This is a genomic window from Terribacillus sp. 7520-G (genome assembly GCF_002271665.1).
Classification (GTDB): domain Bacteria; phylum Bacillota; class Bacilli; order Bacillales; family Amphibacillaceae; genus Terribacillus.
Window position 1 is genome coordinate 35,426 of record NZ_NQFP01000011.1, and the last position, 23,512, is coordinate 58,937.

A 23,512-nucleotide genomic window follows, 5' to 3' on the forward strand; every position below is an offset into this window, starting at 1 on the left:
TTTATTTTGTTACGTTTACATAATTAATTCCTAAACAGATTAATATAATACCTGTAATTATTGCGCTAAACATTACTACGTAGTCAACCTTTGAGTCTGGTACAGTAATATTTACTTGATAACTTTGATTAATAAATTCAATAAGTGGCGTTAACCAAATAGGAGAAGAAAAACCACCTAATGATATTGTACATCCCGTTACTACCAATGTGAGGACTATCCTTTTGTTATGCCAATCTCTTAAATACCTTTTAATCTTCGCAATTATTTCCTGCATACTGAACATCCCTTCTCTTCTATTCAAAGTTCAACAATTGTTGACTATACTATCTACAAAATGCAGAACTTTTATATTTTCAAAAAAGACAATTTCGTAATACTATTTTACTGGAAATTTTTTGAATGTTTTATAAAAATTTCAAATTATTCCTACTTCAAAAAGGAGAGATGCAACCCCGAATCTCATCAATCCCTTGTCTCTCAAAGCTTCAGCATCAGCCCCATTTCCTCTCCTACTTAAAATTTCTTTGCAGTTAATAAGTAGTTTCCTAAAACACCTGATCTTCCTCCCTATTTACCCTTCTATATTGCATGGAATATTCAGTTAACTTTATTAAGTTTTTACCCAAAGTGGAGAGAAGGATCAGGAGAAATGATTGAAATGTAACGTTTTTAGGATGGTTAAAAGACAAGAAAATAAAAGAGGAAATAAGGGAAAGTCATATGGGATTAAACTACAAAGAAGCTCTCTGTTGGGCTATTATTGGTTTACACAAGGCTAACTAATTAAAGTTCTCCAGCTACACAATATAGCGATATATAACAGATTTGGGATGGTGTTATATTTCCTGATTTTATCCGATTTCTCATTGATCTTACACAAACAGAAAAGTGTACAAACTTTATGGTTGAGCCATTTTTTATTCCTTTAGGTTTCTCTGAAGGAATAGTTCCTGGTACAAATTCGAGTTAAATATAACACTTTTGGGATGGGATGAACGGAAGGGAAAAAGACAAAGCGTGCGGTTTTTATAGTGAGGAGAACAATTAAAGTAAACAGTAAAGCTGCTGATACCCGTATCTAACCATCGCTTTTTTTGTATCCTCGCAGAAACAACTAAAAAGATCATATTAAATACAGCCTTTACCCTCAATAACATAGCAGTGACTCATTTGTGTTATCCCATATTTCATTATTCTTATCTCTCACAAGCACAATATCAAGGAATAATACAAACTCGACTAAAATTCTTTTCTCTACTATGTACAACAATAATAAACATTTCCTAAATAAGACCCCTCCAACCCGCATTCCACCGTTAGAGTAAAAATAAAGATTTCCTACCGAACCCCCATTTTCACGCTTTTTCTGTTCTAAATTGGGCGTTTTTCACCTGCTTTTCCACCTGTTTTTTCACCTTTTTTCCTCAGTTAAAATAAAGATCTCCGATAATGGAAGGAAGAGAATATCGAGAAAAGACAGTCAGGGCAAGGGATAATAGAAAAAAGACCCGGAAATCGGAAATGTTTATTTTACCGAAATCGGGGCCTTAATAGGAAAAGTTTATTATCACTGGGAAATGTTTATTTTAGTTAGACACCTTCAACTCAATCTCTGCCACACATTCAATGTGGCCAGTCTGTGGGAACATGTCTACAGGCTGCACTTGCTTTGTCTCGAATCCGCCATCCTCGAGGAAGCGCAAGTCACGTGCCAATGTGCTTGGGTTACAGCTTACGTAAACGATACGTTTCGGCTTCATGTCAATCATGGCTTGAAGCAGTGCTTCGTCACAGCCTTTGCGCGGTGGGTCGACGACGATGACGTCTGGGTTAAGGCCTTGGGCTTTCCACCATGGCATGACTTCTTCGGCTTTGCCGACGTAGAATTCGGCGTTGTCCATATGATTGAGTTTGGCGTTCATTTTGGCATCGGAAACTGCTTGCGGTACGATTTCGACGCCGTAGACTTTTCTCGCTTTTTGGGCCAGGAACAGCGAGATTGTTCCGATACCCGAGTATGCGTCGATGACCGTTTCATTGCCGCTTAGCTTCGCGTATTTCAATGCCTGATCGTACAACACCTTCGTCTGGGCCGGATTGACTTGGTAGAAGGATTGTGCGGAAATCGCGAATTTGATATCTCCGATTGTATCGTAGATGTACTCTTCGCCCCATAGTAGCTTTGTTTTACGGCCCAGGATCACGTTTGTGCGTTCCTTGTTGATGTTCTGCACGATCGATTTGATTTGCGGGTATGTCTCATGCAGCTCAGCTACAAGCTCCTTCGCATAAGGCAATTCATTTGTGCGAGTGACGAGTACGATCATCGTTTCATTGGTCTGCTGGCCAGTTCGGACCATGATGTGACGAAGGACACCACGATGGGTTTCTTCATCATAAGCTGGGATGCCAAGGCGGCTGGCGATTCGGCGGACAGCTTCCACCATCCGGTCGTTCACTTCATCCTGGATGACGCAGGTTTCCATGTTCTCGATGATGTCATGGCTGCGTTTGCGATAGAAGCCAGTGATCATCTCACCATTTCGCTCCGCTGTCGGAATCTGGATTTTGTTCCGGTAACGCCAAGGGTCGTCCATCCCCAGTGCTGGATGGACTGGTACATGCTCCAGATGGCCGATTTTCTTCATGGCATTCTGGACTTGCTTCTGTTTCATCTCAAGCTGCAGCTGATAGCTCATATGCTGAAGCTGGCATCCGCCGCACTGGATATAAACATCACATGGCGGTTCCACACGGGCTGGGCTTGGTTTGGTCACTTCAAGAAGCTTACCGAAACCGAAGTTCTTCTTCGTCTTTATTACTTTTACTTGTGCTGTCTCACCTGGCAGTGCATATGGTACAAACAATGGGTAGCCGTCGACTTTGCCGACACCGTCGCCATCATGGGTCAGGTCTTCGAAAGTCAGCTCGATTGTTTGATTCTTTTCAACTGGTGGCGCTAATTTTGCCATTTTCATCGTCCTTTTTGTTTTTGCTTTCAAGATTGTAACACATTGTGGCGGAAATCAGAAATCCGGGTCCATTGCCCGGGAAATATGTCGAAAAAAGAAACAAGACAGCTTAGTCAACTAAGCTATCTTGTTTCTGGATGAATTCTTCTGTGACAAAGTATTCGATGTGCTGATGCAGATTGACGAATTCACCTGGCAGTAAGCCGCCGTATTCGCCATCGATGTTCAGCTGCATTTTATCCGCAGGCTTCACCTTGATTCGGTTCGCTCTTGTATAAAAGACAAGATCATGGTCCAAATGCGCTCCTCGGATTGCCAAGGAAGCGATACGGATAAATTCCGCAATATTGGTTTTGCGCAGGATGACCAGATCAAACAAGCCATCGTTCAGCAGCGCATCTGGTGCAAGTTTTTCAAAACCGCCGACAGAGTTCGTATTGGAAACTAGGAAAAGCATGATTTCATCCTCGAACCATTTTCCGTCATACTCGATCTCGACCTTGATAGGTCTTAGGGATGGGAGCATTTCAATGCCTTTCAAATAATAGGCCATCTGACCGAGCATTGTTTTTGTCTTGCTTGGAACATCATAGGTAAGCTCTGTCAGCTTCCCGCCGCCAGCGATATTCATGAAGTAATGATCATTGACCTTCCCGATATCTAGCTTGCGCGTCCTGCCTTCCACAATGATCTCTGCTGCTCGCTTGATATTGCGCGGAATGAATAATGCCCGGGCCAAATCATTCGTCGTACCGACCGGAATGATGCCGAGCTTCGGCCGGTTCGGCTGTTCTGCCAATCCCGAGACGACCTCGTTGACAGTACCGTCCCCGCCGCATGCAACGACAAGATCATAGCCCCGCTCCACTGCCAAGCGTGCTGCCTTAGTTGCATCGCCTTCACATGTGGTCGCATGCGCCGAAGTCTCATAGCCTGCCTTTTCAAAGATTTCTAATACATCCGGGAGTTCCCGTCTGAACGCTTCCTTACCTGAAGTTGGATTATAAATGATCCGAGCGCGTTTCATCTGTATTGCCTCCTACCAAACCTTACGTTCACATAGTCCATGTCCTATCATAGCTTTTTTTTCCTATTTTGAAAAGGTCTTTGCCCGCTTCAGGAAGCCTATCTCTTGTCAGTATAGGAAAAATAAGCCGGATTTAACCCAGTCATCGGAAATTCCCCGCTCTTTTGGCTACTTGTTTTTTATTTGATTTGGCACGCCTGCATAAGCCAAAAATTCACAGTAATCAGTCAAATCAATATATTTTCTTCTCCCCATCCGCTACACTAAAAGCATAGAAGAAGAGGGGATGAAACGTATGGAAAACAGATGGGATCATGTAGATGCTTTGTTTTTAGATCATTTGCTGCTTGCCGGCGAGGACCATGATTATGTATTGACGGCGAACCGAAACGCCGGTTTGCCTCAGATCGATGTTTCTCCTCTGCAAGGGAAGCTTTTGCACTTGCTGGCGAAAATCAAGGGTGCTAAGCACATCCTGGAAATCGGCACCCTTGGCGGCTACAGCACCATTTGGCTGACCAAAGCCCTTCCCGTTTCAGGAAAATTGTACACACTGGAAGCCAATCCTGATTTTGCTGAAGTCGCCCGAAGCAATATTGCCAAAGCTGGACTGCAGGACAAAGCAGAAGTGGTAGTCGGTAAAGCTATCGATACACTGCCTGTATTGTATGACAAGCAGAAGAATGTTTTTGATTTCATCTTCCTCGATGCCGATAAACAGAGCTATCCTGAATATCTCAAATGGGCAGTGAAATTAGCAGCACCTGGGGCAGTCATCGTTGCCGATAACGTTGTCCGAAAAGGCGAAGTGGCAAATGAGCATAGCACGGATGAGCGTGTGCAAGGCGTACAGCAGTTTCTCAAAATGCTTTCCGAAGAACCCCGCATCGAAGCCACCGCTGTGCAGACAGTCGGCAGCAAAGGCTATGATGGATTTGTCCTCGGGTATGTAAAATAATCGCCAGGGAAAGGACGCATTGATTATTTTGATGCGTCTTTTTTATGAAGCAATACACTTGCTGTCAGAGCTATGGCCATCAGTATGCTTTCACTGCTTGATTGCAGCTATACAAAAACAGCGATCAAAAATATAGTAAGTAAACCAAGTCGTATGGTTCCAGATATAGCTATCTGCCACCTGCCTCATTCACCGCTGCTTCCAAATTGCTTGCTCAGCCAAGACTTGAGCCCCTCCACCATATCATCTGTAAACTGATGATTGACTTCATTGTAGATATCAAACGTAATATGCGGGCTGCTGCAGTGCGCGTAATACGCATATTGCCCAGAGGAATCCACTATATGATCATTATCTCCATGCATAAGTAAAACAGGTTTGCCGCTATATGTATAATTTATCGGATCATACGCTTCAAGCATCGATCTTTCGATAGATGTCATTCTCCTTCTTCCGTCGGCACTCCTGAAAAACTCCTCCGCAACTACGAATGCGCCGGATCCATTCACATTTACCAAGCCTTGTATTTCTGGATTCTTTGCTAAAATACTGCTTGCTATAAAACCGCCCATGGAACTGCCAATGACAAGGATGTCCTTCCTATTCACTTTCAGATCAGCTAACAAGATCTCGAATTCATCGACTGTCTGGAATACTGTCTCCCAGAATAACCGCTGACGTATCTGTCCATCAAAGTAATTATCTAAAATCCCTCTGCTATCGTGATGGATTATATCTGGTAAAACCACTGTATACCCTAGTTCTTTCAGCTCGGCTGCAAGCTCATAATATCCTGCTGTACTGCCCGCCCAGCCGTGATAAATGACAAGTATGGGTGCCTTCTGGTTTGTACCTTGAAAAAAATGATAAGGCAGTCCCTGGTTATGTACCATGCTTTTTCCTCCCCCCTTTTCTGATAGTCTACCAAATATCACATGCACATTGGAGACGGTAATGAAAACTTCCATACATGAAAAAGGACCTGCCCCAAAGGCAGGTCCTTCTCATTAGCGTTTATTCATTTCCGCAATCAGGATTTTATTAACCATCGGCGGGTTGGCTTGGCCTTTTGTCTGTTTCATGACTTGGCCGACCAGGAAGCCGAGGGCACGGTCTTTCCCGTTCTTGAAGTCGATGACGGACTGTTCGTTCTGATCAAGGATCGCTGTGATGATTTCAGTCAGCTGGCCTTCATCAGAGATTTGGACAAGTCCTTTGTCTTTGACGATCTGTTCTGGATCGCCACCGTTCTCGACAAGCTCAGCGAATACCTTCTTCGCCATCTTGGAGGAAAGGGTGCCATCTTCGATCAATGTGATCATTTTTGCCAGTCCCTCCGGTGTCAATGCGATATCGGAAAGATCTTTCTGCTGCTTGTTCAAGTAGGCAGAAACCTCACCCATCAGCCAGTTGGAAGCTGCTTTCGCATCGGCGCCAGCTTTCAATGTCGCCTCGAAGAAGTCGGACATTTCCACGCTGAGCGTCAGCACCATTGCGTCGTATGCAGGCAAGCCCAGCTCATTCACATAGCGGGCCTTCCGGGCATCCGGAAGCTCAGGGATGGACGCACGGATGCGTTCCTTCCATTCGTCATCGATATACAACGGAACAAGATCCGGCTCTGGGAAGTAGCGATAATCGTCAGAACCTTCTTTGACACGCATCAGGACCGTCTCTTTGGTGGACTCGTCATAACGGCGTGTTTCCTGCAGGATTTCACCGCCGGCAAGCAAGACCTTCTGCTGGCGTTTTTCTTCGAATTCAAGGCCTTTTTGGACGAATGCGAAGCTGTTCAAGTTCTTCAGTTCTGCTTTTGTACCAAATTCCTCTTGTCCGATCGGACGCAGGGAAATGTTGGCGTCACAGCGCAGGGAACCTTCCTCCATTTTCACATCGGATACACCGGTGTACTGGATGATGTTGCGCAGCTTCTCAAGATACGCGTACGCCTCTGCCGGTGTGCGAAGATCCGGCTCGGACACGATCTCGATCAATGGTGTACCTTGACGGTTGTAATCGACAAGAGAGTATCCGTCGCCTGTATGGGACAGTTTACCAGCGTCCTCCTCCATGTGGATACGTGTGATACCGATTTTCTTCTTGTACCCATCCACTTCGATTTCGATCCAGCCATTCTCGCCGATCGGCTGATCGAATTGTGAAATCTGGTAAGCTTTCGGGTTATCCGGATAGAAGTAGTTCTTCCGGTCGAATTTTGTATGCGTTGCGATTTCACAGTTAAGCGCCATCGCGGCCTTCATTGCAAAGTTCACTGCTTCTTTATTCAAGACTGGAAGCACACCAGGGTACCCAAGATCGATCGGGTTGGTGTTTTCATTTGGTTCGGCACCGAATGCATTTGGGCTCGGGCTGAAAATCTTGGACTTCGTCTTCAGCTCCACGTGTACCTCGAGTCCGATGATAGTTTCGAAATTCATCCTTTTACGCCTCCCAATGCCGGTTTCTGTTTGTGATGATCTGTCGCTTGCTCGAATGCATAAGCAGCGCGGTAGACCGTCGCCTCATCAAAGTGCTTCCCGATGATTTGCAAGCCGATCGGCAGCCCTTCGCTTGAGAATCCGCAAGGCAGGGAGATTCCCGGCACGCCCGCAAGGTTCACAGGGATCGTCAGGATATCGGTTGCGTACATTGTCAATGGATCTTCGACTTTTTCGCCTACTTTGAAGGCTGGTGTCGGAGTTGTCGGTCCAACGATGACATCATAATCCTCGAACACCTTGTCAAAGTCATTCTTGATCAAAGTACGTGCCTTTTGGGCTTTCTTATAATACGCATCGTAATAGCCGGAGCTAAGCGCGAACGTACCAAGCATGATGCGACGTTTTACTTCCTCGCCGAAACCATCGCGGCGGGAATATTTGAACACGTCGATCATATTTTCCGCCTGAGTGGAGCGAACACCATAACGGACGCCGTCAAAACGCGCGAGGTTGGCAGATGCTTCAGATGAAGACAGCAAGTAGTATGCTGCCACTGCATAACGGGAATGCGGAAGGGAAACTTCTTCCCATGTTGCGCCAAGATCTTCATAAACTTTCAAGGCAGCTTTGATGGAATCACGGACTTCATCGGAAACACCTTCGCCGAGATACTCGGAAGGCACAGCGATGCGAAGTCCTTTGACATCCTGCTTCAAAGCTTCTGTGTAATTCGGGATTTCCACATCGGCACTGGTGGAATCCATTTCATCATGACCTACGATTGCCTGCAGCAGGTGTGCGTTATCTTCTACCGTACGAGTCATCGGACCGATTTGATCCAGGGAAGATGCAAATGCAACGAGACCGAAACGGGAAACAAGACCGTATGTAGGCTTCAATCCGACGACACCGCAGAATGCTGCTGGTTCACGAATGGAACCGCCTGTATCGGAACCCAGGGAGAAGAATACCTCTCCTGCAGCTACAGCAGCTGCAGACGCACCGCTGGAACCGCCTGGAACATAATCTGTGTTCCAAGGATTGCGAGTAGTGAAGTACGCGGAGTTCTCATTGGAAGAACCCATCGCGAATTCATCCATGTTCAATTTCCCGATTGTGACAGTCTTCTTGTCCTTCAGCTTGGAAACGACCGTTGCATCGTAAAGCGGGTCCGTGAAGTTATCAAGGAACTTACTCGCACAAGTGGTGCGAAGACCTTTCGTCACGATATTATCCTTGATACCGATCGGAATACCGAATAACGGGTTGTCGCTGTCCTGCTCGTCCAATTCCTTGGCAGCCGCCCGTGCATTTTCTTCATCAAGTGTCAAGAAAGCTTTCACTTCATCGTCTACTTCCTTGATGCGCGCATAGGAAGCATCCACAAGATCCGTAACCGTGATCTCTTTGTTATGTAGCTTTTCCTGCAATTCTTTCAATGTATAATCAAACAAAGACATAATCTTCCTCCTCAGTCCAAAATCGACGGCACACGGAACTGGCCATCCTTCTGATCCGGTGCATTTTTCAATGCATCCTCCCGGTCGATCCACTTGCGCGGTTCATCTTCACGCATGACATTCTTCAAATCAAGCACGTGTGTCGTAGGTTCAACATTATCTGTATCAAGCTCATTCAAAAGCTCGGCATATCCAATGATAGCATCGAGTTCCTTCGTCATCTTTTCCGCTTCTTCATCTGTGATTGCAAGACGCGCCAAATGCGCTACATGCAATACCTGTTCTTTTGTAATCTCTGACATACTGTCACCTCCGGAATTCACCTTACATGTATATAAAAATGATCATAGCAAAAGGAGCTGCCGTAAAGCAACCAGACTATAACATATAACTATTTTAGCACCTTTTGACCGCCAAACAAAGCCAAGCACGATAAAAAGAAAAAGCCCGCCTTATCTCATGATAAAGCGAGCGATTGAGGGTCTTACTTAAGGGAAATAGTACTTAGTGTATTTATTCGGCGAAGGAATGGATTATCCTTCAAAAGTTAAGAAAAAAATGCAGCTCTTGCTGCATTTTTTAGAATGGTAGATTTACGATTGTATAACCTCGCGGATGACTATCGAATGCAATCTCTTGATGGGAGGCAGAAAAAATAATACTAGCTCCTAAAGTTAGAACCACAGCAACAGTTACCAAAAGTTTTTTCATAAATAAAACCTCCTAGATTTTTAGTAAATCATCGTACGTATTACTTGCTAATTTATAATAATATGCTGCATTTTTATACTTCTTTATCTCTTCAAAATGTGCAGCTATCATACTTGCATACGTTATAAGATGAACACTTTCTCTTTGTTCCACTAAATATGGTATCAATTGATTTGTTACTAAGTTCTCGTAATCCTTATACCGTTTTTCAACAATAGCTTTAAATACATCTAACTCAATTGTTAGTTGCCTATTAATGCGTTTTTGTTTTTGGACTAAAATCTCTGCTCGCTCTATATAATTTGCTGCATTCGAAAAGTCTCTCGTTAAAATATATTCTCTGATCAACGCCATAACTGTGGTTAATTTATAACTATTATGCGCATGTTCAATCTCAAACGCCATTTTAAAATATTTTATTGCTTCTTCTGACCTTCCTCCTCTAGAATGCAAATACCCCAGATTATGGTTGGTTAGCTGGATAACATCATACGATTCTGTAATCTCACCTAAATGTTTAGCCAAATTGTACTGTTTTATGGCCTCTTCCAGCATATGGAGCCTTCTGTAAGCAATTCCTAAAATTATATGGCATTGAGCGCAACGAACAAAATTATAGTTATTACGAAAAGTAGTAAGCGCCTTATTTGCATGTTCCATTGCATTGAGATCGTTTACTAATTTGCTATGTATTATACAAAGAAGATAGTGTATATCTGCAATTTCAGTTTCACTAACATTTACTTTAGGCAATAATAAAGCTGCATTCTCATAATTTTCAAGCGCATGAGAGAAATCTTCAGTTTCATGGTGATTGTAATTTCCTAAAAACTTATACCAATAAAACAAATGGATTGGCTCAAAAGTATTTTGTAAAGGTTCTAAACGCTCAATCTGTTCCTTCGCTTCCTTTTCTCTGCCCTCTATCAGATAAAACCTGATTTTCTGGATTTCGAACAACATCTCATGATCTGAATTATTCGCTTTGAACAGTGCTTCAAGTTCCTTGAATCGCTGCCTTCTTTCGTCGGCATTGTGCACTTCATACAGCATGCCGTACCATTCTTCCGCCTTCTCCTTGATCATATCCTCGTTTTCTGCATTGAGCTGAATACCGAGTCGTTCGCATAATAATGCGATGACTTCCGGGCTGGCGTCGGTTTTTTGATTTTCGATTTTGGACAGATAGGATTCTGAAACAATACCCGCTGCTAGGTCTTCTTGCGTCATGTTTTGCTTTATTCTATGTAGTTTAATTAAAGGGCCGATTTCCATTTGGGCTACACCTCGAAACATTTTTTTCTTTCTGAGTAAGAGCTTGTGCCCAAGACCATTGCTGGGATGTGTTCCTGCTTTCATTCTAACATATCCCAGCTTTAAGTATATTGGGAAAGTAGGGATTAAAGAGTATGCTTCTGTACCTATTTCCCAATTATACTTTCCTAGTCTTGTCTTTAAATGTGAATTTTTGTCTTTTTTTGTATGGCTTCTTTAATTAAGGATATACACTTCCGGTTCTTTTGTGTCTTTCTCCCTCGTAATGATTGCTTCTGTCTTATCATTGGAGGTGATGTTGATTTCCAGATCATAGTAATTCGGGAAGATGTCCATGACTTGGCTGTATGCATATTGCGTGAAAGCGACCACTTCAGCATTCCCTTCAAATTGGATCGGGATTTCGATCGTAAGTTTTTTCAGCTCATCATCCTGATAGAATCCTCTTCCGACCATGCCGGTGTAATTCGGGAAGAAGCTGGACACCTTCGTTTCGAAAGCGGATATATATTGGCTTTCATCTGGATGATCCTTTTCTGCCGCATCGGATGGGAACAAGACATTCTCCTCATTGATCTTGTCCCAGTCCCCGACCGAGCTGCTGCCTTCTTCTACGGTTGTTTCAGCAACGAAGTTGCCTGGAACGACCGATTCCTTCTTGGCTTCCCGGTAAACGGCGATATGAATCGGAACTTCGGATAATCCATCCATTCCTCGCATTCTTTCGACAATCTTCTTGGCCATTTCGTTTGCTTGTGCAAGCATCTCATCCTCTGGGATATCCTCACGATATGGTCCTTTGCCGCCAGTTGTGAACTGGTATTCCGACTTCATCGCAAGGGCGATGGAAACGCCGCCCAATGTGATATCGCCATTGTCATCCTCGACCATATAGTCCTGCTCCAGGATGTGAGAAAGATATTTGGGATTTTTGCGGAAGTCCTCCTCGGAAGCTTTGTCTTCATCCAGTTCCGGATTCAGTCCAAGCTCCTTCGCTTTTTCATCCTCGGTGATTTCTCCCTTATCGTTTTCCTTGGCTTTGGCGTATCGGCCGATCCAGCTGTAAAGCGTATCGCTATCCAGCATTTGCCCTTCACGGAAATAGTAATCTTCCGGACTGAAAACATCCTTCGAATGATTCCGCAGTCCTTCTTCGACCTCATCGATATCCAAACGGTTGGCGATTTGGTTGATGATCACGCCTCGGGCAGCGCTTGTCTCATAGTTGACGACACCCTTGGATTTTCCCTTCTCATAAGGAAGCAATACTTTATATTCCTCATCCGAGTAGTTGTAGCTGGAAACGACGGATGTTTTTTCCCCGCCATCCGCCGTTTCCTGCTTGACCTCTTCTTCCCCGCCGCCAGACGGACCGCAGCTTGCCAGCAAAATGAGTGCCCCTATACTAAGAACACCTGCTAATTTCTTCATGTGTTTCCCCTCTCTATTCCTGTAACGCTTCGATCAAACGTGCTTCATCCCATATCTCAATGCCAAGCTTCTCTGCTTTTTCATATTTCGAACCAGCATCCTCGCCGGCAATCAATAAATCTGTTTTTTTGCTGACACTGCCAGTGACAATGCCGCCAAGCGCTTCGATTTTCTCTTTTGCCTGCGGCCGTGTGAGAGCTTCCATTTTCCCCGTCAAGACGATGGTCTTGCCGCTGAAGATGCTGTCAGAAGTCACTTCCTGCGGCTTGATGCCTTTGTAGGTCATATTGACGCCTACCGCCTTCAGCTCTTCAATCAGCTGGATGACCTTATCTTCTTGGAAATGCTGATAAATGGAGTCAGCCATCTTTTCCCCGATTTCATCGATTGCTACAAGCTCCTCCACGGATGCTTGCTGCAATTCATCCATCGTCTCAAAGGCCTGGGCCAATGTTTTCGCAGCCTTGGCACCGACGAAACGGATGCCTAAACCGAACAGCAGGCGCTCCAGTGAATTATCCTTCGATGCTTCAATCGATTTAAGCAGATTATCTGCCGATTTCTCACCCATTCGTTCAAGGTCCAGTAAAGCATCGCGATCCAGCTTATACAGATCATCGATCGTATGCACCAATCCGGCACGGTACAGCTGGATGATGACCTTCTCCCCAAGTCCATCGATATTCATCGCATTCCGGGAAACAAAATGAATCAATCCTTCGACAAGCTGTGCCGGGCAGCTCGGATTGATGCAGCGAAGCGCTACCTCGCCTTCCAAACGAACCGTCTCGCTGCCGCATTCCGGGCAGTGCTCGGGCATGTGGAATTCCCGCTCTTCTCCGGTTCGGGCATCCGTCACGACACGGACGACTTCCGGGATGATGTCACCGGCCTTTTTGATGACAACCGTATCCCCGATCCGAATATCCTTCTCGCGAATCAGGTCCTCATTATGCAAGGTTGCTCTCTGTACTGTCGTGCCGGCCACCCGGACCGGCTCCAGCAGTGCGGTCGGAGTGATGACACCGGTACGTCCGACATTCAGCTCGATATCGTAAAGCTTCGTCGTCACTTCTTCAGCTGGGAATTTATAGGCAATCGCCCAGCGAGGTGTACGTGCTGTGAAGCCAAGTTCATCCTGCTGCTCCCGCTTGTCCACCTTGATGACGATACCATCGATTTCATAGCTCAATTCACGGCGTTTGGCGCTCCATTCCTCCACATAAGCCAGTACTTCCTCGATTGTCCGGCAGCGGCGGCGCTCCTTGTTCGTCTTGAAACCTAACTTCTCCAAGTAATCGAGCAATCCGCTATGGGAATCCAGATCATTTGTCTCCCATTGGCCAGAACCATATAGGAAAATATCAAGATTGCGGCTGGCAGCAATCTTCGGATCAAGCTGCCGTAAAGACCCTGCTGCTGCGTTACGCGGATTGGCAAAAGGCGCTTCGCCGTTTTCTTCCTTTTGCTTATTGAGGGCCGCAAAGGATTTCTGCGGCATAAATGCCTCCCCGCGCACCTCGATTGCTTCGTTCAAATCTATTCGGAGCGGGATGCTGCGGATTGTCCGCAGATTCTGGGTGATGTCTTCCCCCGTCGTCCCGTCACCACGTGTCGCTCCTTGGACGAATTCTCCATTTTCGTAACGGAGTGAAACCGCCAGTCCATCAATCTTGAGTTCACAAATATATGAGTAATCGTCGGTTCCCAATCCATTTTGAACCCGCTTGTCAAAGCTCCGCAGATCCTCTTCGTTGAAGGCATTGCCCAGGGAAAGCATCGGTACGCGATGCTCCACCTTGTTGAATGCTTCAAGCGGCGTGCCGCCGACGCGCTGGGATGGTGAATCGCTTGTGACAAGATCCGGGAACTCCGCTTCGATGTCCAGCAGACGTTTCAGTGTTTGATCATATTCCTGATCGGACACCTGAGGATCATCGAGGACGTGATAGTCATAATTATATTGATTGAGCTTTTTGCGTAAATCCGCAAGCTCTTGGATCGCTTCTTCTTTATTCATGTTGCCACCTCAGTTAAGCTTTTGTGATCGGTGCGAACGAAGCAAGCAGCCGTTTGATGCCAACCGGTGCCGGGAAGGCGATATCAAGCTCCATCGCCTCTCCTTCTCCATTGACCTTCACCACTGTTCCTTCGCCCCATTTCTTATGGACTGCCTTGTCACCAGGGCTCCATCCAAGCGCATCGGCTCCTGATTTTGGCTTCGGCTTGCGGACAATGCGCTTTTGCTCCTGCGGCTTCGGCTGTTGGCGACGGCTTTGGAGTCCGAATGGATTTTGTTTGGTTTCCTGCATGCCTTCGAGCAGCTCATTCGGAATTTCACCGATAAAACGGCTGACCGGGTTCATATTCGTCCGGCCGAACAATGTCCGCATCTTGGCATTGGTAAGGAATAGCTCCTCTTCTGCACGGGTGATGCCCACATATGCAAGACGACGCTCTTCCTCCATCTCCGTCTCATCCATTTGGGAACGGCTGTGCGGGAACACATTCTCTTCCATCCCGATCAGGAATACTACCGGAAATTCAAGCCCTTTGGCACCATGAAGTGTCATAAGGACGACTTTATCGTCACTGGATGGGTCATCATCCATCGAATCGATATCCGCAATCAGTGCGAGATCCGTCAAAAATGCAACCAGGGACTTGTCTTCACTTGTCTGCTCGAAGTTTTTGGTCACTGTCTTGAACTCTTCCAAGTTCTCGAGACGGCTTTGGGATTCGATGCTCCGCTCTGCTTTCAGCATTTCTTCATAGCCTGAACCTTCCAGCACCTGCTCGACCATATCCGTTGCCGTCAGGAATTCCATCTGGTTGCTCCAATTGCTGATCATTGTCCCGAATTCGCTCAAGGCATTGGCCGCTTTGGCACTTACACCTGTGAAATCGACTTCCTTAAGTGTCTCGAACAAGGAAAGTTCATGCTCATTGGCATATGCCTGCAGCTTTTCAATGGAGGTTTTTCCAATGCCGCGCTTCGGCTCATTGACTACCCGCTCGAAACTGATGTCATCATCGGGGTTTGCTATCAGACGCAAGTAGGCCAGCATATCCTTGATTTCCTTGCGGTCATAGAACTTCGTGCCGCCGATCATTTGATATGGGACTCCTGCTTTTACAAACGTTTCCTCGATGGAACGGGATTGGGCATTCGTCCGGTAAAGAATCGCGATATCACGATAATGGCGTTTCTTCTCCTTCATGACCATTTCCTCGATCTTCTCGGTCACATACAATGCTTCATCGCGTTCTGTTGCTGCTTCGTAATAACGCAGCTTTGCTCCATCCGCATTATCGGTCCAAAGGTTCTTCGGCTTGCGCCCTGTATTGTTGGCAATGACTTTATTTGCCGCATCCAGGATCGTTTTCGTCGAGCGGTAGTTCTGTTCCAGCATGACGACCTTCGCATTTGGATAATCCTTCTCGAAAGACAGGATATTGGTGATGTCGGCTCCCCGCCAGCGATAAATGGACTGATCGGAGTCCCCTACCACACAGAGGTTCTTATAACGGGAAGCGAGCTGATTCACCAAACGGTACTGCGCATGGTTCGTATCCTGGTACTCATCCACATGGATGTATTGGAAACGGCGCTGGTAGTATTGCAGCACTTCGGGCACGCGGTCGAACAGCTGGATTGTCTGCATGATCAAATCATCGAAATCCAGTGATTGATTGCGGCGTAACGTTTTTTGATACAAGTCGAATACTTCAGCCACTTTCCGTTCATAAACACTGCCAGCTTCCTTGCTGTACTGTTCAGGCGTGATCAGTTCATTCTTTGCTGAGCTGATGGCACCAAGCATCGCGCGCGGATCATATTGCTTCGGATCCAGATTGAGCCGTTTCAGTGCTTGCTTGATGACAGATAGCTGATCGCTCGTATCAAGGATGGAAAAATTGCTATTATATCCTATTCTGTCTATATCACGGCGTAAAATGCGCACACACATGGAGTGGAAAGTGGAAACCCATATTTGGGAACCTTCCTCCCCGACCAATTTGTGCACACGCTCCCGCATCTCACGGGCAGCTTTGTTCGTGAAAGTGATCGCCAAGATGCTGCGCGGCGATACTTCCTTCTCCCCCAGCAAATAGGCAATCCTGTTCGTCAGCACACGTGTCTTACCGCTTCCGGCACCAGCCATGATGAGCAGCGGTCCTTCCGTGTGCTGTACCGCCTCTGCCTGTTCCTTATTCAAACCATTTATTAAATCATTCGCCAATCGGCTCATGTTTGCACCGCCTTCATTTCTTTCCTTTTACTGCTTCCACTGTCTTCAGGGCAGCCTTTATATTATCATATACGCTGTTTCCGACAATAATCACGTCTGCATACTGCTTCATTTCGGCTGCTTGCTCCGGTGAAGCGATGCCGCCCCCATAAAACAGCAATGTGTTCGAGAGCTGATTTTTCACCTTGCCGACAAGTTCCGGATCTGCATACGCGCCGCTGTTTTCCAGATAGAATATCGGGAGCTTGTACATATGCTCCGCCATATAAGCATAAGCGATGATATCCTCTTCAGACGGCATTTCGCAGTTCGTATGGGTGAAAACCTTCGCTTCCTGATTGATGACACAATAACCCTCCATCATGATCTCGTCCCAGTGCATCATATCCCGGTATGCCTTCACAGCTTCATGATGCAGCCCCATGATCCATTGCTTGTCTTTGCTGTTCATCACCATCGGCACATAATAAAAATCAAAGCCAGGTGTAATCGAGTCCATTGTGCTTATCTCCAGGATGACCGGAACTGTGTGGCGGCGGATCCGCGCCAGCAGATCGAGGACACCATCCAATGTCACATTGTCCGTACCGCCGACGATGATGGCATCCGTTCCGGACTCACAGATTTTCTCCAGCTCTTCATCGCCGATTTCCTTAGCTGGATCGAGCTTGAATATATGTTTCCACTCTTTCATGTTATACACGTACGCATCCTCCATTACTTGCTTCCATAACGTTCATTATAGCAAAAATCGACTGGATAATTGAGTGATAACCAGGAGGAAAATACGAAGACTTTACGAACGAAGAAAGCCCGGCAATCTTTTGCCAGGCTTTCGGTATCATTGGATCCGGTCGGCCGGGAAAATCAGGCCGAACTGGATTCTTGCTTTTTCCATGATTTCCGCTACATTCAGCGCCAACTCATGTGTATTGATGGCCGATTCCCGTTTTCCGGATTGAATCAAGCTCACAAATTCCTCTATTTCATAAAACATACGATGTTCATTATCCTGCGGACCGCTGATGGTTTTCTCTGTGCTGTCATGATACTGGATCGTCACATCTTCAAAATGCCCGATATGATCGATCCGGATCGTCGCATCTTCTCCTTGTATTTCGGAAGGCTGCGTGGAGCTGGTGATTTTGGAATAGTAGACGACTGCTTCCATTCCGTCATACGTCAATGTGATCGTTGCTTGTCCATCGACGCCCGATTCAAGCAAGGTTCCGCTTGCCTTTATCTCCTTTGGTTTGCCAAACAGCGCAACCAGCGGATATATGCAATAGATACCGATATCCATCGTTGCACCATTGCTGAGCTCGGGATTGAAGGCATTCAGGATCGTGCCTTGCCGATACGCATCATAACGGGAAGAATACTGGCAAAGCTGAGCCACATAGCGCCGCACCGTTCCGATTTCACCCAAATGTTCCTTTACCGCTTGAAAGTTCGGCAAGAATGTCGATTTCATTGCTTCCATCAACAGAACATCATGCTGTTTCGCTGTTTCAATCAAATCCTTGACTTCTGCCGTATTGGATGCCAGCGGCTTTTCACATAATACATGAACGCCATGCTGCATGAAAATCTTCGCTTGTCCCGCATGCAAAGCATTCGGGCTCGCGATATAAACTGCATCGATCTCTCCGCTCGCTGCCATTTCTTCAATGTCAGTGAACGTATGTACTGCTTTGTGCTTCTTGGCGAATTCCTCCGCCGTTTCAGCTTTCCGGGAATAAACGGTTGTCAGTTCAAAGTCCTTTACTTTCTTTCCTGCTTCCAAAAAGGATTCCGTTATCCAATTCGTTCCGATCACACCAAAGCGCACCATCCCATGTCAGCTCCCTTATTCTTCTGTTTTTTCTTCCAAACGTTCAAGTACTGTATTATAGCCGTCGTTTCCATAATTGAGGCAGCGTTTCACCCGGGAAATCGTTGTCGTGGATGCACTTGTTTCCTGGACGATGCTATGATACGTCGCCCCATCACGGAGCATCTTCGCAACCTGAAGACGCTGTGTAAGCGATTGAATTTCGCTGATGGTTGCAATGTCATCGAAGAAACGATAGCATTCCTCGATATCCTTCAATGAAAGGATAGCCTTGAATAATTCATCTAAATGCTCACCACGGAGCTTGTCAAGCTGCATGCAGCTTCCCTCCCCCATACGTACGGATGTGCTTCTTACCTTATCCTTTATCATACATCATCTTGAGGCTTTTGCGTAATACGACGCGCATTGGAATTTTTATACTAGCATAAACCCCTGTCATGGCAGGAAAAACTAAGCTGGCAGAAGGAAAGGGGTGCCAAAAAATGAAACCGAATATGGGGCTGATCCAGGCAATGATCCGAATTGCTGCCGGCGTCAGCATGGTCGGGTATGCGACAGCTGCACTCGTCACAAAGCCAAAGCAGTTCACCGCCCATTTGGTGTTATTGGCAGGTGCAATCAAGATTGCCGAGGGTATCGTCCGATATTGCCCGAGCATGACTTTGATCAACCAATTTCGTCAAAAACAAGCTTCCAAAGAAGAATAAAAAAGAAGAACTGGCCTTTATCCCAGTTCTTCTTTCGTTTTATTCCCCGAACCCGATATCCGTCCGATAATGGAAGGAAGGATTATCTTTGAAAATATCCAGCCCTTTTTTGACACTTTCCACTGCGACCGCCCGATTATGATGTACAGATCCGATGAACAAGATACGTCCGCCGCTGGAAACAAAGCCATCTGCCTTTCTTTCCGTCCCGGCGTGAATGCAGAATACATCATTCGGAAGCCCGGATAAGTCTGGTATCGGAAGCTGTTCCTCGTAGCTTCCGGGATAGCCGCTTGCAGCAATGACCGTTCCAGTCGCATAGGCGTCCTTCCACTTCAGCTTTGGATCTTCACCAGCCGTGACATCCTGCATCACCTGCAGCAAATCATTCTCCAAAAGCGGCAGGATGACTTGTGTTTCGGGATCACCGAAGCGTGCGTTGAATTCGATTACTTTCGGACCGTTGCTTGTTTCGATGAGACCGGCGTAAAGAACACCAGTAAAGGGACGTTTCTCCTCGGCCAGGCCAGAAGCAGCAGGCTTCAGGATACGGCTGACAGCTTCGTCGATCACTGTCTGCTTCAAATCAGGAATTGGTGCAAAAGCTCCCATGCCGCCGGTGTTCGGTCCTTCATCATTATCATAAACGCGTTTATGATCCCGGGCAGGCACGAGCGGATAAACATTTTTACCATGGACGAAAGCCATCAGTGAAAATTCCTTGCCCTCAAGGAACTCCTCTATGACAACCAGGCTGCCTGCCTGACCGAACTGATTGCCGACGAGCATGCTCTCCACAGCTTCATTTGCTTCTTCAACCGTCTGAGCGACGACAACACCTTTACCAGCTGCAAGACCATCCGCTTTGACAACGATCGGTGCACCCTGTTCGGCAATATAGGCTTTTGCTTTCTCTGCATCCGAAAAGGTTTCACTTGCAGCAGTCGGTATACCATGCGTGCGCATGAACCGCTTGGCGTAATCCTTGCTGCCTTCGATCAAAGCTGCTTCCTTTGTCGGACCGAAAACATGCAATCCCTCCTGCTGGAATGCATTGACGACTCCTGCCAGCAAAGGAATCTCAGGTCCGACAAACGTCCAGTCGATCTGTTCTTCCTTGGCAAAGCGTACAAGCTCCTCAACAGCTGTTACATCTATCGGCACACAAGTAGCCAAATCCGCTATGCCGCCGTTCCCAGGCGCTGCATACAGAGCAGATACCTTCGTGCTTGAAGCGAGCTTCGCGACGATGCTGTGTTCACGGCCGCCGCTGCCTATTACAAGAACTTTCACAATGTCTCCTCCTGACGATTAATGCTTGAAGTGGCGCATATCCGTATAAACCATGGCAATATTGTGCTTGTTGCAGACAGCCACGGAATCTTCATCCCGTTTGGAGCCGCCTGGCTGGATGATAGCTGTCACACCAGCTTGCACCGCTGCTTCGACTGTATCCGGCATCGGGAAGAAAGCATCGGATGCAAGCACCGCGCCTTTCGCTTTCTCTCCGGCTTGTTCCAAGGCGATTTCAGCTGCACCGACCCTGTTCATCTGACCAGCACCGACACCGATTGTCTGATCCTCTTTTGCGACTACGATTGCATTGGATTTCACATGCTTCACGACTTTCCAGGCAAAGAGCAGATCCTTCAGTTCTTCCTCTGTCGGCTTGCGATCGGTAGCTACTGTCAAATCCGCTTCCGTCACTGCACCTGTGTCATGATCCTGGACAAGTAAACCGCCGCTTACGCTGACGACTTTTTTCGGCTGCCGGATCTTGTCTGCTGCCAGCTCCAATAGGCGGATATTTTTCTTCTCTGTCAATAGGGCCATTGCTTCCTCCGTGAAGCTTGGTGCAATGACAATTTCCAGGAAGATTTCTTTCAGCTGCAATGCCGTATCTCTGTCCACTTCCCGATTCAAGGCCACGATGCCGCCGAAAATGGATGTTGGATCGGCCTCGAATGCTTTGCGGAATGCATTGGAGATGGTATCGCCGATGCCGACGCCGCAAGGGTTCATATGCTTGACCGCCACCGCAGCCGGCTCCTGGAATTCCATGACAATCTCCAGTGCCGCATTGGCATCCTGGATATTGTTATAGGACAGCTCCTTGCCATGCAGCTGCTTGGCGTTTGCAATCGAGGCACCTTTGACGATCGGCTCCTTATAAAACGCCGCTGCTTGATGCGGGTTCTCCCCATAACGCAGGGATTGGACTTTTTCATATGTAAGTGTCAGCGTTTCCGTATCTTGCTCCTCATTCAACCCTGCAAAATAAGACGCAATCATCGCATCATAATTTGCGGTATGACGGAACACTTTTCCTGCCAGACGGCGTTTCGCTTCATAGGAAAGTTCCCCCTGCTGCAAAGCAGACAATGTCGCATCATAATCATCCGGGTCGACAAGGACTGTGACTCCAGCAAAGTTCTTTGCAGCCGAGCGAAGCATTGTCGGTCCGCCGATATCGATATTCTCAATCGCATCGGCTTCGGTCACGCCGGCTTTCTCGATTGTATTTTTGAAAGGATAAAGATTCACCACCACCAAATCGATTGGTGTGATATCGCGCTCTTTCAGCTCCTGCATATGGCTTTCGAGGTCCCTTCTCGCCAGCAGTCCGCCGTGGATGGCTGGATGGAGAGTTTTCACACGACCGTCCATGATTTCATCGAATTTTGTGACGTCGGATACTGCCATAGCCGGAATGCCTGCTTCCTGCAGCTGTTTCAATGTGCCTCCGGTAGAGATGATTTCATAATCCAATGCTGCCAAACCTTTGGCGAACGGGATGATTCCAGTTTTATCTGATACGCTGATCAACGCACGTGGCATTGCTTTCATTCCTTTCTCGTTATGTAAGTATGGATCGAATCGTTTCCGGATAAAGCCGATGCTCGATGGCTTGAATCCGTCGATGTAATGTCTGACGTGTATCTGTATCCTGTACCTGGACTGCTTCCTGGGCGATGATGGTGCCGGTATCCATGCCTGCATCAACATAATGGATTGTCACACCGCTTACTTTCACGCCTGCTGCCAAAGCTTGTCCGATGGCATCCTTGCCGGCAAATGCAGGCAATAAGGACGGATGGATGTTCACGATCCTTCCTGGAAAAGCTTCCAGCAGTGTCGGTCCGATCAGGCGCATGTAGCCTGCCAGGAAGATCCACTCTATCTGCTTTTCTTTCAGCTTTGCGAGAATGGCTTGTTCATAGGTCTGTTTATCCGGAAAAGTCTTTGGATCGCAGACGAAAGTTTCTACATTCCAATGTTTTGCTTTTAAAATAACAGGTGCTTCCGGCTTATCACAAACGAGCACTGCAATCGAGCAAGGCAAGTCGGATGCCTGTACAATTGCTTCGGCGTTGCTGCCGCTTCCTGAAGCAAATACGGCAGCGGCAATCATGCGGAAAACTCCACGCCTGGCTTATCCGTCACTTCCCCGATGATCCAGGCACTTTCACCAGCGTCCCGCAGAATGGATATGACCCGCTCCGCATCATCCGGGGAAACGATAAGCGCCATGCCGATGCCTGTATTGAATACACCGAGCATATCCTCGAAGACAAGCTGTGCTCTTTCCATCAGGAATTCGTAAACAGCCGGCAGCTCCCAGCTGTCAGTCTGAATTCGCACACCTAGATGCTCAGGTACTGCGCGGGGCAGGTTTTCATGGAAGCCGCCGCCGGTGATATGGGAGATACCATGGATATCGATCTTCTCCTGGACAGCTCGCACTGCTTTGGCGTAGATTTTGGTCGGCTCCAGCAAAACCTCCCCTAAAGGACGATCGAATGGTGCATACACTTCCTCCAAGTTCAGTCCGTTCTGCTCGATCAGACGCCTTACCAGAGAAAAGCCATTGGAATGCAGACCGCTTGATGCGATTCCGATGATCGTATCTCCCTTTTCGACACCTGCTCCGCTGATCAGCTTTTCCTTTTCGCCGATACCGACGACAAAGCCTGCCAAGTCATATTCATCCGCTCCATACATGCCTGGCATTTCGGCCGTTTCGCCGCCGATCAGAGCAGCACCCGCTTCGACACAGCCATCGGCAATACCCTTGACGATCTGTTCGATTTTTTCCGGTTCGTTTTTGCCGCAGGCAATATAATCAAGAAAGAATAATGCTTGTGCTCCCTGCGCGATGATGTCATTCACACACATGGCGACAAGATCGATTCCGACCGTATCATGCCGATCCATCTCAAAAGCAAGCTTCAGCTTTGTGCCCACCCCGTCCGTTCCGGAAACAAGCACCGGCTCCTTGTAGGAAAAGGACGACAAGTCAAAAAGTCCGGCAAACGCGCCGACACCGCCGATCACTTCCGGCCGGTCCGTACGCTTGATATGTTTTTTCATCAAATCCACTGCGCGATAGCCCGCTTCGACATCTACGCCGGCTTGCTTGTAAAGTTCACTCATGCT

21 protein-coding genes are annotated in these 23,512 nt (G+C 47.0%); 2 read left to right on the forward strand and 19 right to left on the reverse strand.

Features of this window, described 5'->3' with window-relative positions:
- Position 1: 1 nt before the first annotated feature.
- The 3 genes from CHH53_RS04865 to CHH53_RS04875 form a co-directional block, all read right to left on the reverse strand.
- Entirely contained in the window at positions 2 to 277 is a 276-nt protein-coding gene (locus tag CHH53_RS04865) for a hypothetical protein (RefSeq protein ID WP_095215001.1), read from the reverse strand.
- Positions 278 to 1,589: 1,312 nt separating this feature from the next.
- A complete protein-coding gene (gene rlmD, locus CHH53_RS04870) occupies positions 1,590 to 2,975 on the reverse strand; it encodes a 23S rRNA (uracil(1939)-C(5))-methyltransferase RlmD (RefSeq protein WP_095215002.1) in 1,386 nt (461 codons plus the stop codon).
- A 109-nt stretch (positions 2,976 to 3,084) separates the two neighbouring features.
- A complete protein-coding gene (locus tag CHH53_RS04875; protein WP_095215003.1) occupies positions 3,085 to 4,002 on the reverse strand; it encodes a diacylglycerol kinase in 918 nt (305 codons plus the stop codon).
- 295 nt (positions 4,003 to 4,297) lie between these two features.
- Here CHH53_RS04875 and CHH53_RS04880 point away from each other — a divergent pair, with 295 nt between their 5' ends.
- A complete protein-coding gene (locus CHH53_RS04880) occupies positions 4,298 to 4,960 on the forward strand; it encodes an O-methyltransferase (RefSeq protein WP_095215004.1) in 663 nt (220 codons plus the stop codon).
- 185 nt (positions 4,961 to 5,145) lie between these two features.
- Here the strand turns inward: CHH53_RS04880 and CHH53_RS04885 are convergent, their stop codons facing one another.
- From CHH53_RS04885 to CHH53_RS04935, 12 genes are all read right to left on the reverse strand, one after another.
- Positions 5,146 to 5,853: a dienelactone hydrolase family protein gene (locus tag CHH53_RS04885; protein ID WP_158221485.1), complete on the reverse strand. Its 708-nt coding sequence runs from the start codon at positions 5,851 to 5,853 to the stop codon at positions 5,146 to 5,148.
- 114 nt (positions 5,854 to 5,967) lie between these two features.
- The gene (gene gatB, locus CHH53_RS04890) at positions 5,968 to 7,398 is read right to left on the reverse strand and encodes an Asp-tRNA(Asn)/Glu-tRNA(Gln) amidotransferase subunit GatB (RefSeq protein WP_095215006.1); all 1,431 of its coding nucleotides are present in this window, start codon (positions 7,396 to 7,398) and stop codon (positions 5,968 to 5,970) included.
- On the reverse strand, positions 7,395 to 8,861 hold the full coding sequence (gene gatA / locus CHH53_RS04895) for an Asp-tRNA(Asn)/Glu-tRNA(Gln) amidotransferase subunit GatA (RefSeq protein ID WP_095215007.1): 1,467 nt from the start codon (positions 8,859 to 8,861) through the stop codon (positions 7,395 to 7,397). The genes gatB and gatA overlap by 4 nt, the downstream gene beginning before the upstream one ends.
- An 11-nt stretch (positions 8,862 to 8,872) precedes the next feature.
- The gene (gene gatC / locus CHH53_RS04900) at positions 8,873 to 9,163 is read right to left on the reverse strand and encodes an Asp-tRNA(Asn)/Glu-tRNA(Gln) amidotransferase subunit GatC (RefSeq protein WP_095215008.1); all 291 of its coding nucleotides are present in this window, start codon (positions 9,161 to 9,163) and stop codon (positions 8,873 to 8,875) included.
- A gap of 277 nt (positions 9,164 to 9,440) precedes the next feature.
- A complete protein-coding gene (locus tag CHH53_RS17775; protein ID WP_255374701.1) occupies positions 9,441 to 9,572 on the reverse strand; it encodes a hypothetical protein in 132 nt (43 codons plus the stop codon).
- A 12-nt stretch (positions 9,573 to 9,584) separates the two neighbouring features.
- The gene (locus CHH53_RS04905; protein WP_095215009.1) at positions 9,585 to 10,931 is read right to left on the reverse strand and encodes a helix-turn-helix domain-containing protein; all 1,347 of its coding nucleotides are present in this window, start codon (positions 10,929 to 10,931) and stop codon (positions 9,585 to 9,587) included.
- Positions 10,932 to 11,063: 132 nt separating this feature from the next.
- Positions 11,064 to 12,278: a CamS family sex pheromone protein gene (locus CHH53_RS04910; protein WP_095215010.1), complete on the reverse strand. Its 1,215-nt coding sequence runs from the start codon at positions 12,276 to 12,278 to the stop codon at positions 11,064 to 11,066.
- Between the two features lie 13 nt (positions 12,279 to 12,291).
- The gene (ligA, locus tag CHH53_RS04915) at positions 12,292 to 14,298 is read right to left on the reverse strand and encodes an NAD-dependent DNA ligase LigA (RefSeq protein WP_095215011.1); all 2,007 of its coding nucleotides are present in this window, start codon (positions 14,296 to 14,298) and stop codon (positions 12,292 to 12,294) included.
- A 13-nt stretch (positions 14,299 to 14,311) separates the two neighbouring features.
- Positions 14,312 to 16,531, reverse strand: coding sequence for a DNA helicase PcrA (pcrA, locus tag CHH53_RS04920; RefSeq protein WP_095215012.1), 2,220 nt, complete (start codon positions 16,529 to 16,531; stop codon positions 14,312 to 14,314).
- A gap of 13 nt (positions 16,532 to 16,544) precedes the next feature.
- A complete protein-coding gene (gene pcrB / locus CHH53_RS04925; RefSeq protein WP_095215145.1) occupies positions 16,545 to 17,234 on the reverse strand; it encodes a heptaprenylglyceryl phosphate synthase in 690 nt (229 codons plus the stop codon).
- Positions 17,235 to 17,372: 138 nt separating this feature from the next.
- Positions 17,373 to 18,365, reverse strand: coding sequence for a Gfo/Idh/MocA family protein (locus CHH53_RS04930; RefSeq protein WP_095215013.1), 993 nt, complete (start codon positions 18,363 to 18,365; stop codon positions 17,373 to 17,375).
- A 15-nt stretch (positions 18,366 to 18,380) separates the two neighbouring features.
- Entirely contained in the window at positions 18,381 to 18,683 is a 303-nt protein-coding gene (locus CHH53_RS04935) for a YerC/YecD family TrpR-related protein (protein ID WP_093727343.1), read from the reverse strand.
- Positions 18,684 to 18,850: 167 nt separating this feature from the next.
- Between CHH53_RS04935 and CHH53_RS04940 the strand changes: the two genes are divergently transcribed.
- Positions 18,851 to 19,075, forward strand: coding sequence for a YgaP family membrane protein (locus tag CHH53_RS04940; protein WP_158221486.1), 225 nt, complete (start codon positions 18,851 to 18,853; stop codon positions 19,073 to 19,075).
- Between the two features lie 39 nt (positions 19,076 to 19,114).
- On the opposite strand, the gene purD is transcribed toward CHH53_RS04940, so the two are convergent.
- Genes purD through purM form a run of 4 tightly spaced genes read right to left on the reverse strand, consistent with a single transcriptional unit; the run spans position 19,115 to position 23,509 of the window.
- Positions 19,115 to 20,368, reverse strand: coding sequence for a phosphoribosylamine--glycine ligase (gene purD / locus CHH53_RS04945; protein ID WP_095215015.1), 1,254 nt, complete (start codon positions 20,366 to 20,368; stop codon positions 19,115 to 19,117).
- Between the two features lie 18 nt (positions 20,369 to 20,386).
- Positions 20,387 to 21,913, reverse strand: a complete 1,527-nt coding sequence (purH, locus tag CHH53_RS04950) for a bifunctional phosphoribosylaminoimidazolecarboxamide formyltransferase/IMP cyclohydrolase (RefSeq protein ID WP_095215016.1) — start codon at positions 21,911 to 21,913, stop codon at positions 20,387 to 20,389.
- A gap of 19 nt (positions 21,914 to 21,932) precedes the next feature.
- The gene (gene purN, locus CHH53_RS04955) at positions 21,933 to 22,487 is read right to left on the reverse strand and encodes a phosphoribosylglycinamide formyltransferase (protein WP_095215017.1); all 555 of its coding nucleotides are present in this window, start codon (positions 22,485 to 22,487) and stop codon (positions 21,933 to 21,935) included.
- Entirely contained in the window at positions 22,484 to 23,509 is a 1,026-nt protein-coding gene (purM, locus tag CHH53_RS04960; protein WP_095215018.1) for a phosphoribosylformylglycinamidine cyclo-ligase, read from the reverse strand. Before purM ends, purN begins: the two co-directional genes overlap by 4 nt.
- Between the last annotated feature and the right edge of the window lie 3 nt (positions 23,510 to 23,512).

Coding starts and splice junctions, on each gene's coding strand:
- CHH53_RS04865 (WP_095215001.1), bottom strand. CDS start 277: ATGCAGGAAATAATTGCGAAGATTAAAAGGTATTTAAGAGATTGGCAT.
- rlmD (WP_095215002.1), bottom strand. CDS start 2,975: ATGGCAAAATTAGCGCCACCAGTTGAAAAGAATCAAACAATCGAGCTG.
- CHH53_RS04875 (WP_095215003.1), bottom strand. CDS start 4,002: ATGAAACGCGCTCGGATCATTTATAATCCAACTTCAGGTAAGGAAGCG.
- CHH53_RS04880 (WP_095215004.1), top strand. CDS start 4,298: ATGGAAAACAGATGGGATCATGTAGATGCTTTGTTTTTAGATCATTTG.
- CHH53_RS04885 (WP_158221485.1), bottom strand. CDS start 5,853: ATGGTACATAACCAGGGACTGCCTTATCATTTTTTTCAAGGTACAAAC.
- gatB (WP_095215006.1), bottom strand. CDS start 7,398: ATGAATTTCGAAACTATCATCGGACTCGAGGTACACGTGGAGCTGAAG.
- gatA (WP_095215007.1), bottom strand. CDS start 8,861: ATGTCTTTGTTTGATTATACATTGAAAGAATTGCAGGAAAAGCTACAT.
- gatC (WP_095215008.1), bottom strand. CDS start 9,163: ATGTCAGAGATTACAAAAGAACAGGTATTGCATGTAGCGCATTTGGCG.
- CHH53_RS17775 (WP_255374701.1), bottom strand. CDS start 9,572: ATGAAAAAACTTTTGGTAACTGTTGCTGTGGTTCTAACTTTAGGAGCT.
- CHH53_RS04905 (WP_095215009.1), bottom strand. CDS start 10,931: ATGAAAGCAGGAACACATCCCAGCAATGGTCTTGGGCACAAGCTCTTA.
- CHH53_RS04910 (WP_095215010.1), bottom strand. CDS start 12,278: ATGAAGAAATTAGCAGGTGTTCTTAGTATAGGGGCACTCATTTTGCTG.
- ligA (WP_095215011.1), bottom strand. CDS start 14,298: ATGAATAAAGAAGAAGCGATCCAAGAGCTTGCGGATTTACGCAAAAAG.
- pcrA (WP_095215012.1), bottom strand. CDS start 16,531: ATGAGCCGATTGGCGAATGATTTAATAAATGGTTTGAATAAGGAACAG.
- CHH53_RS04930 (WP_095215013.1), bottom strand. CDS start 18,365: ATGGTGCGCTTTGGTGTGATCGGAACGAATTGGATAACGGAATCCTTT.
- CHH53_RS04935 (WP_093727343.1), bottom strand. CDS start 18,683: ATGCAGCTTGACAAGCTCCGTGGTGAGCATTTAGATGAATTATTCAAG.
- CHH53_RS04940 (WP_158221486.1), top strand. CDS start 18,851: ATGAAACCGAATATGGGGCTGATCCAGGCAATGATCCGAATTGCTGCC.
- purH (WP_095215016.1), bottom strand. CDS start 21,913: ATGCCACGTGCGTTGATCAGCGTATCAGATAAAACTGGAATCATCCCG.
- purN (WP_095215017.1), bottom strand. CDS start 22,487: ATGATTGCCGCTGCCGTATTTGCTTCAGGAAGCGGCAGCAACGCCGAA.
- purM (WP_095215018.1), bottom strand. CDS start 23,509: ATGAGTGAACTTTACAAGCAAGCCGGCGTAGATGTCGAAGCGGGCTAT.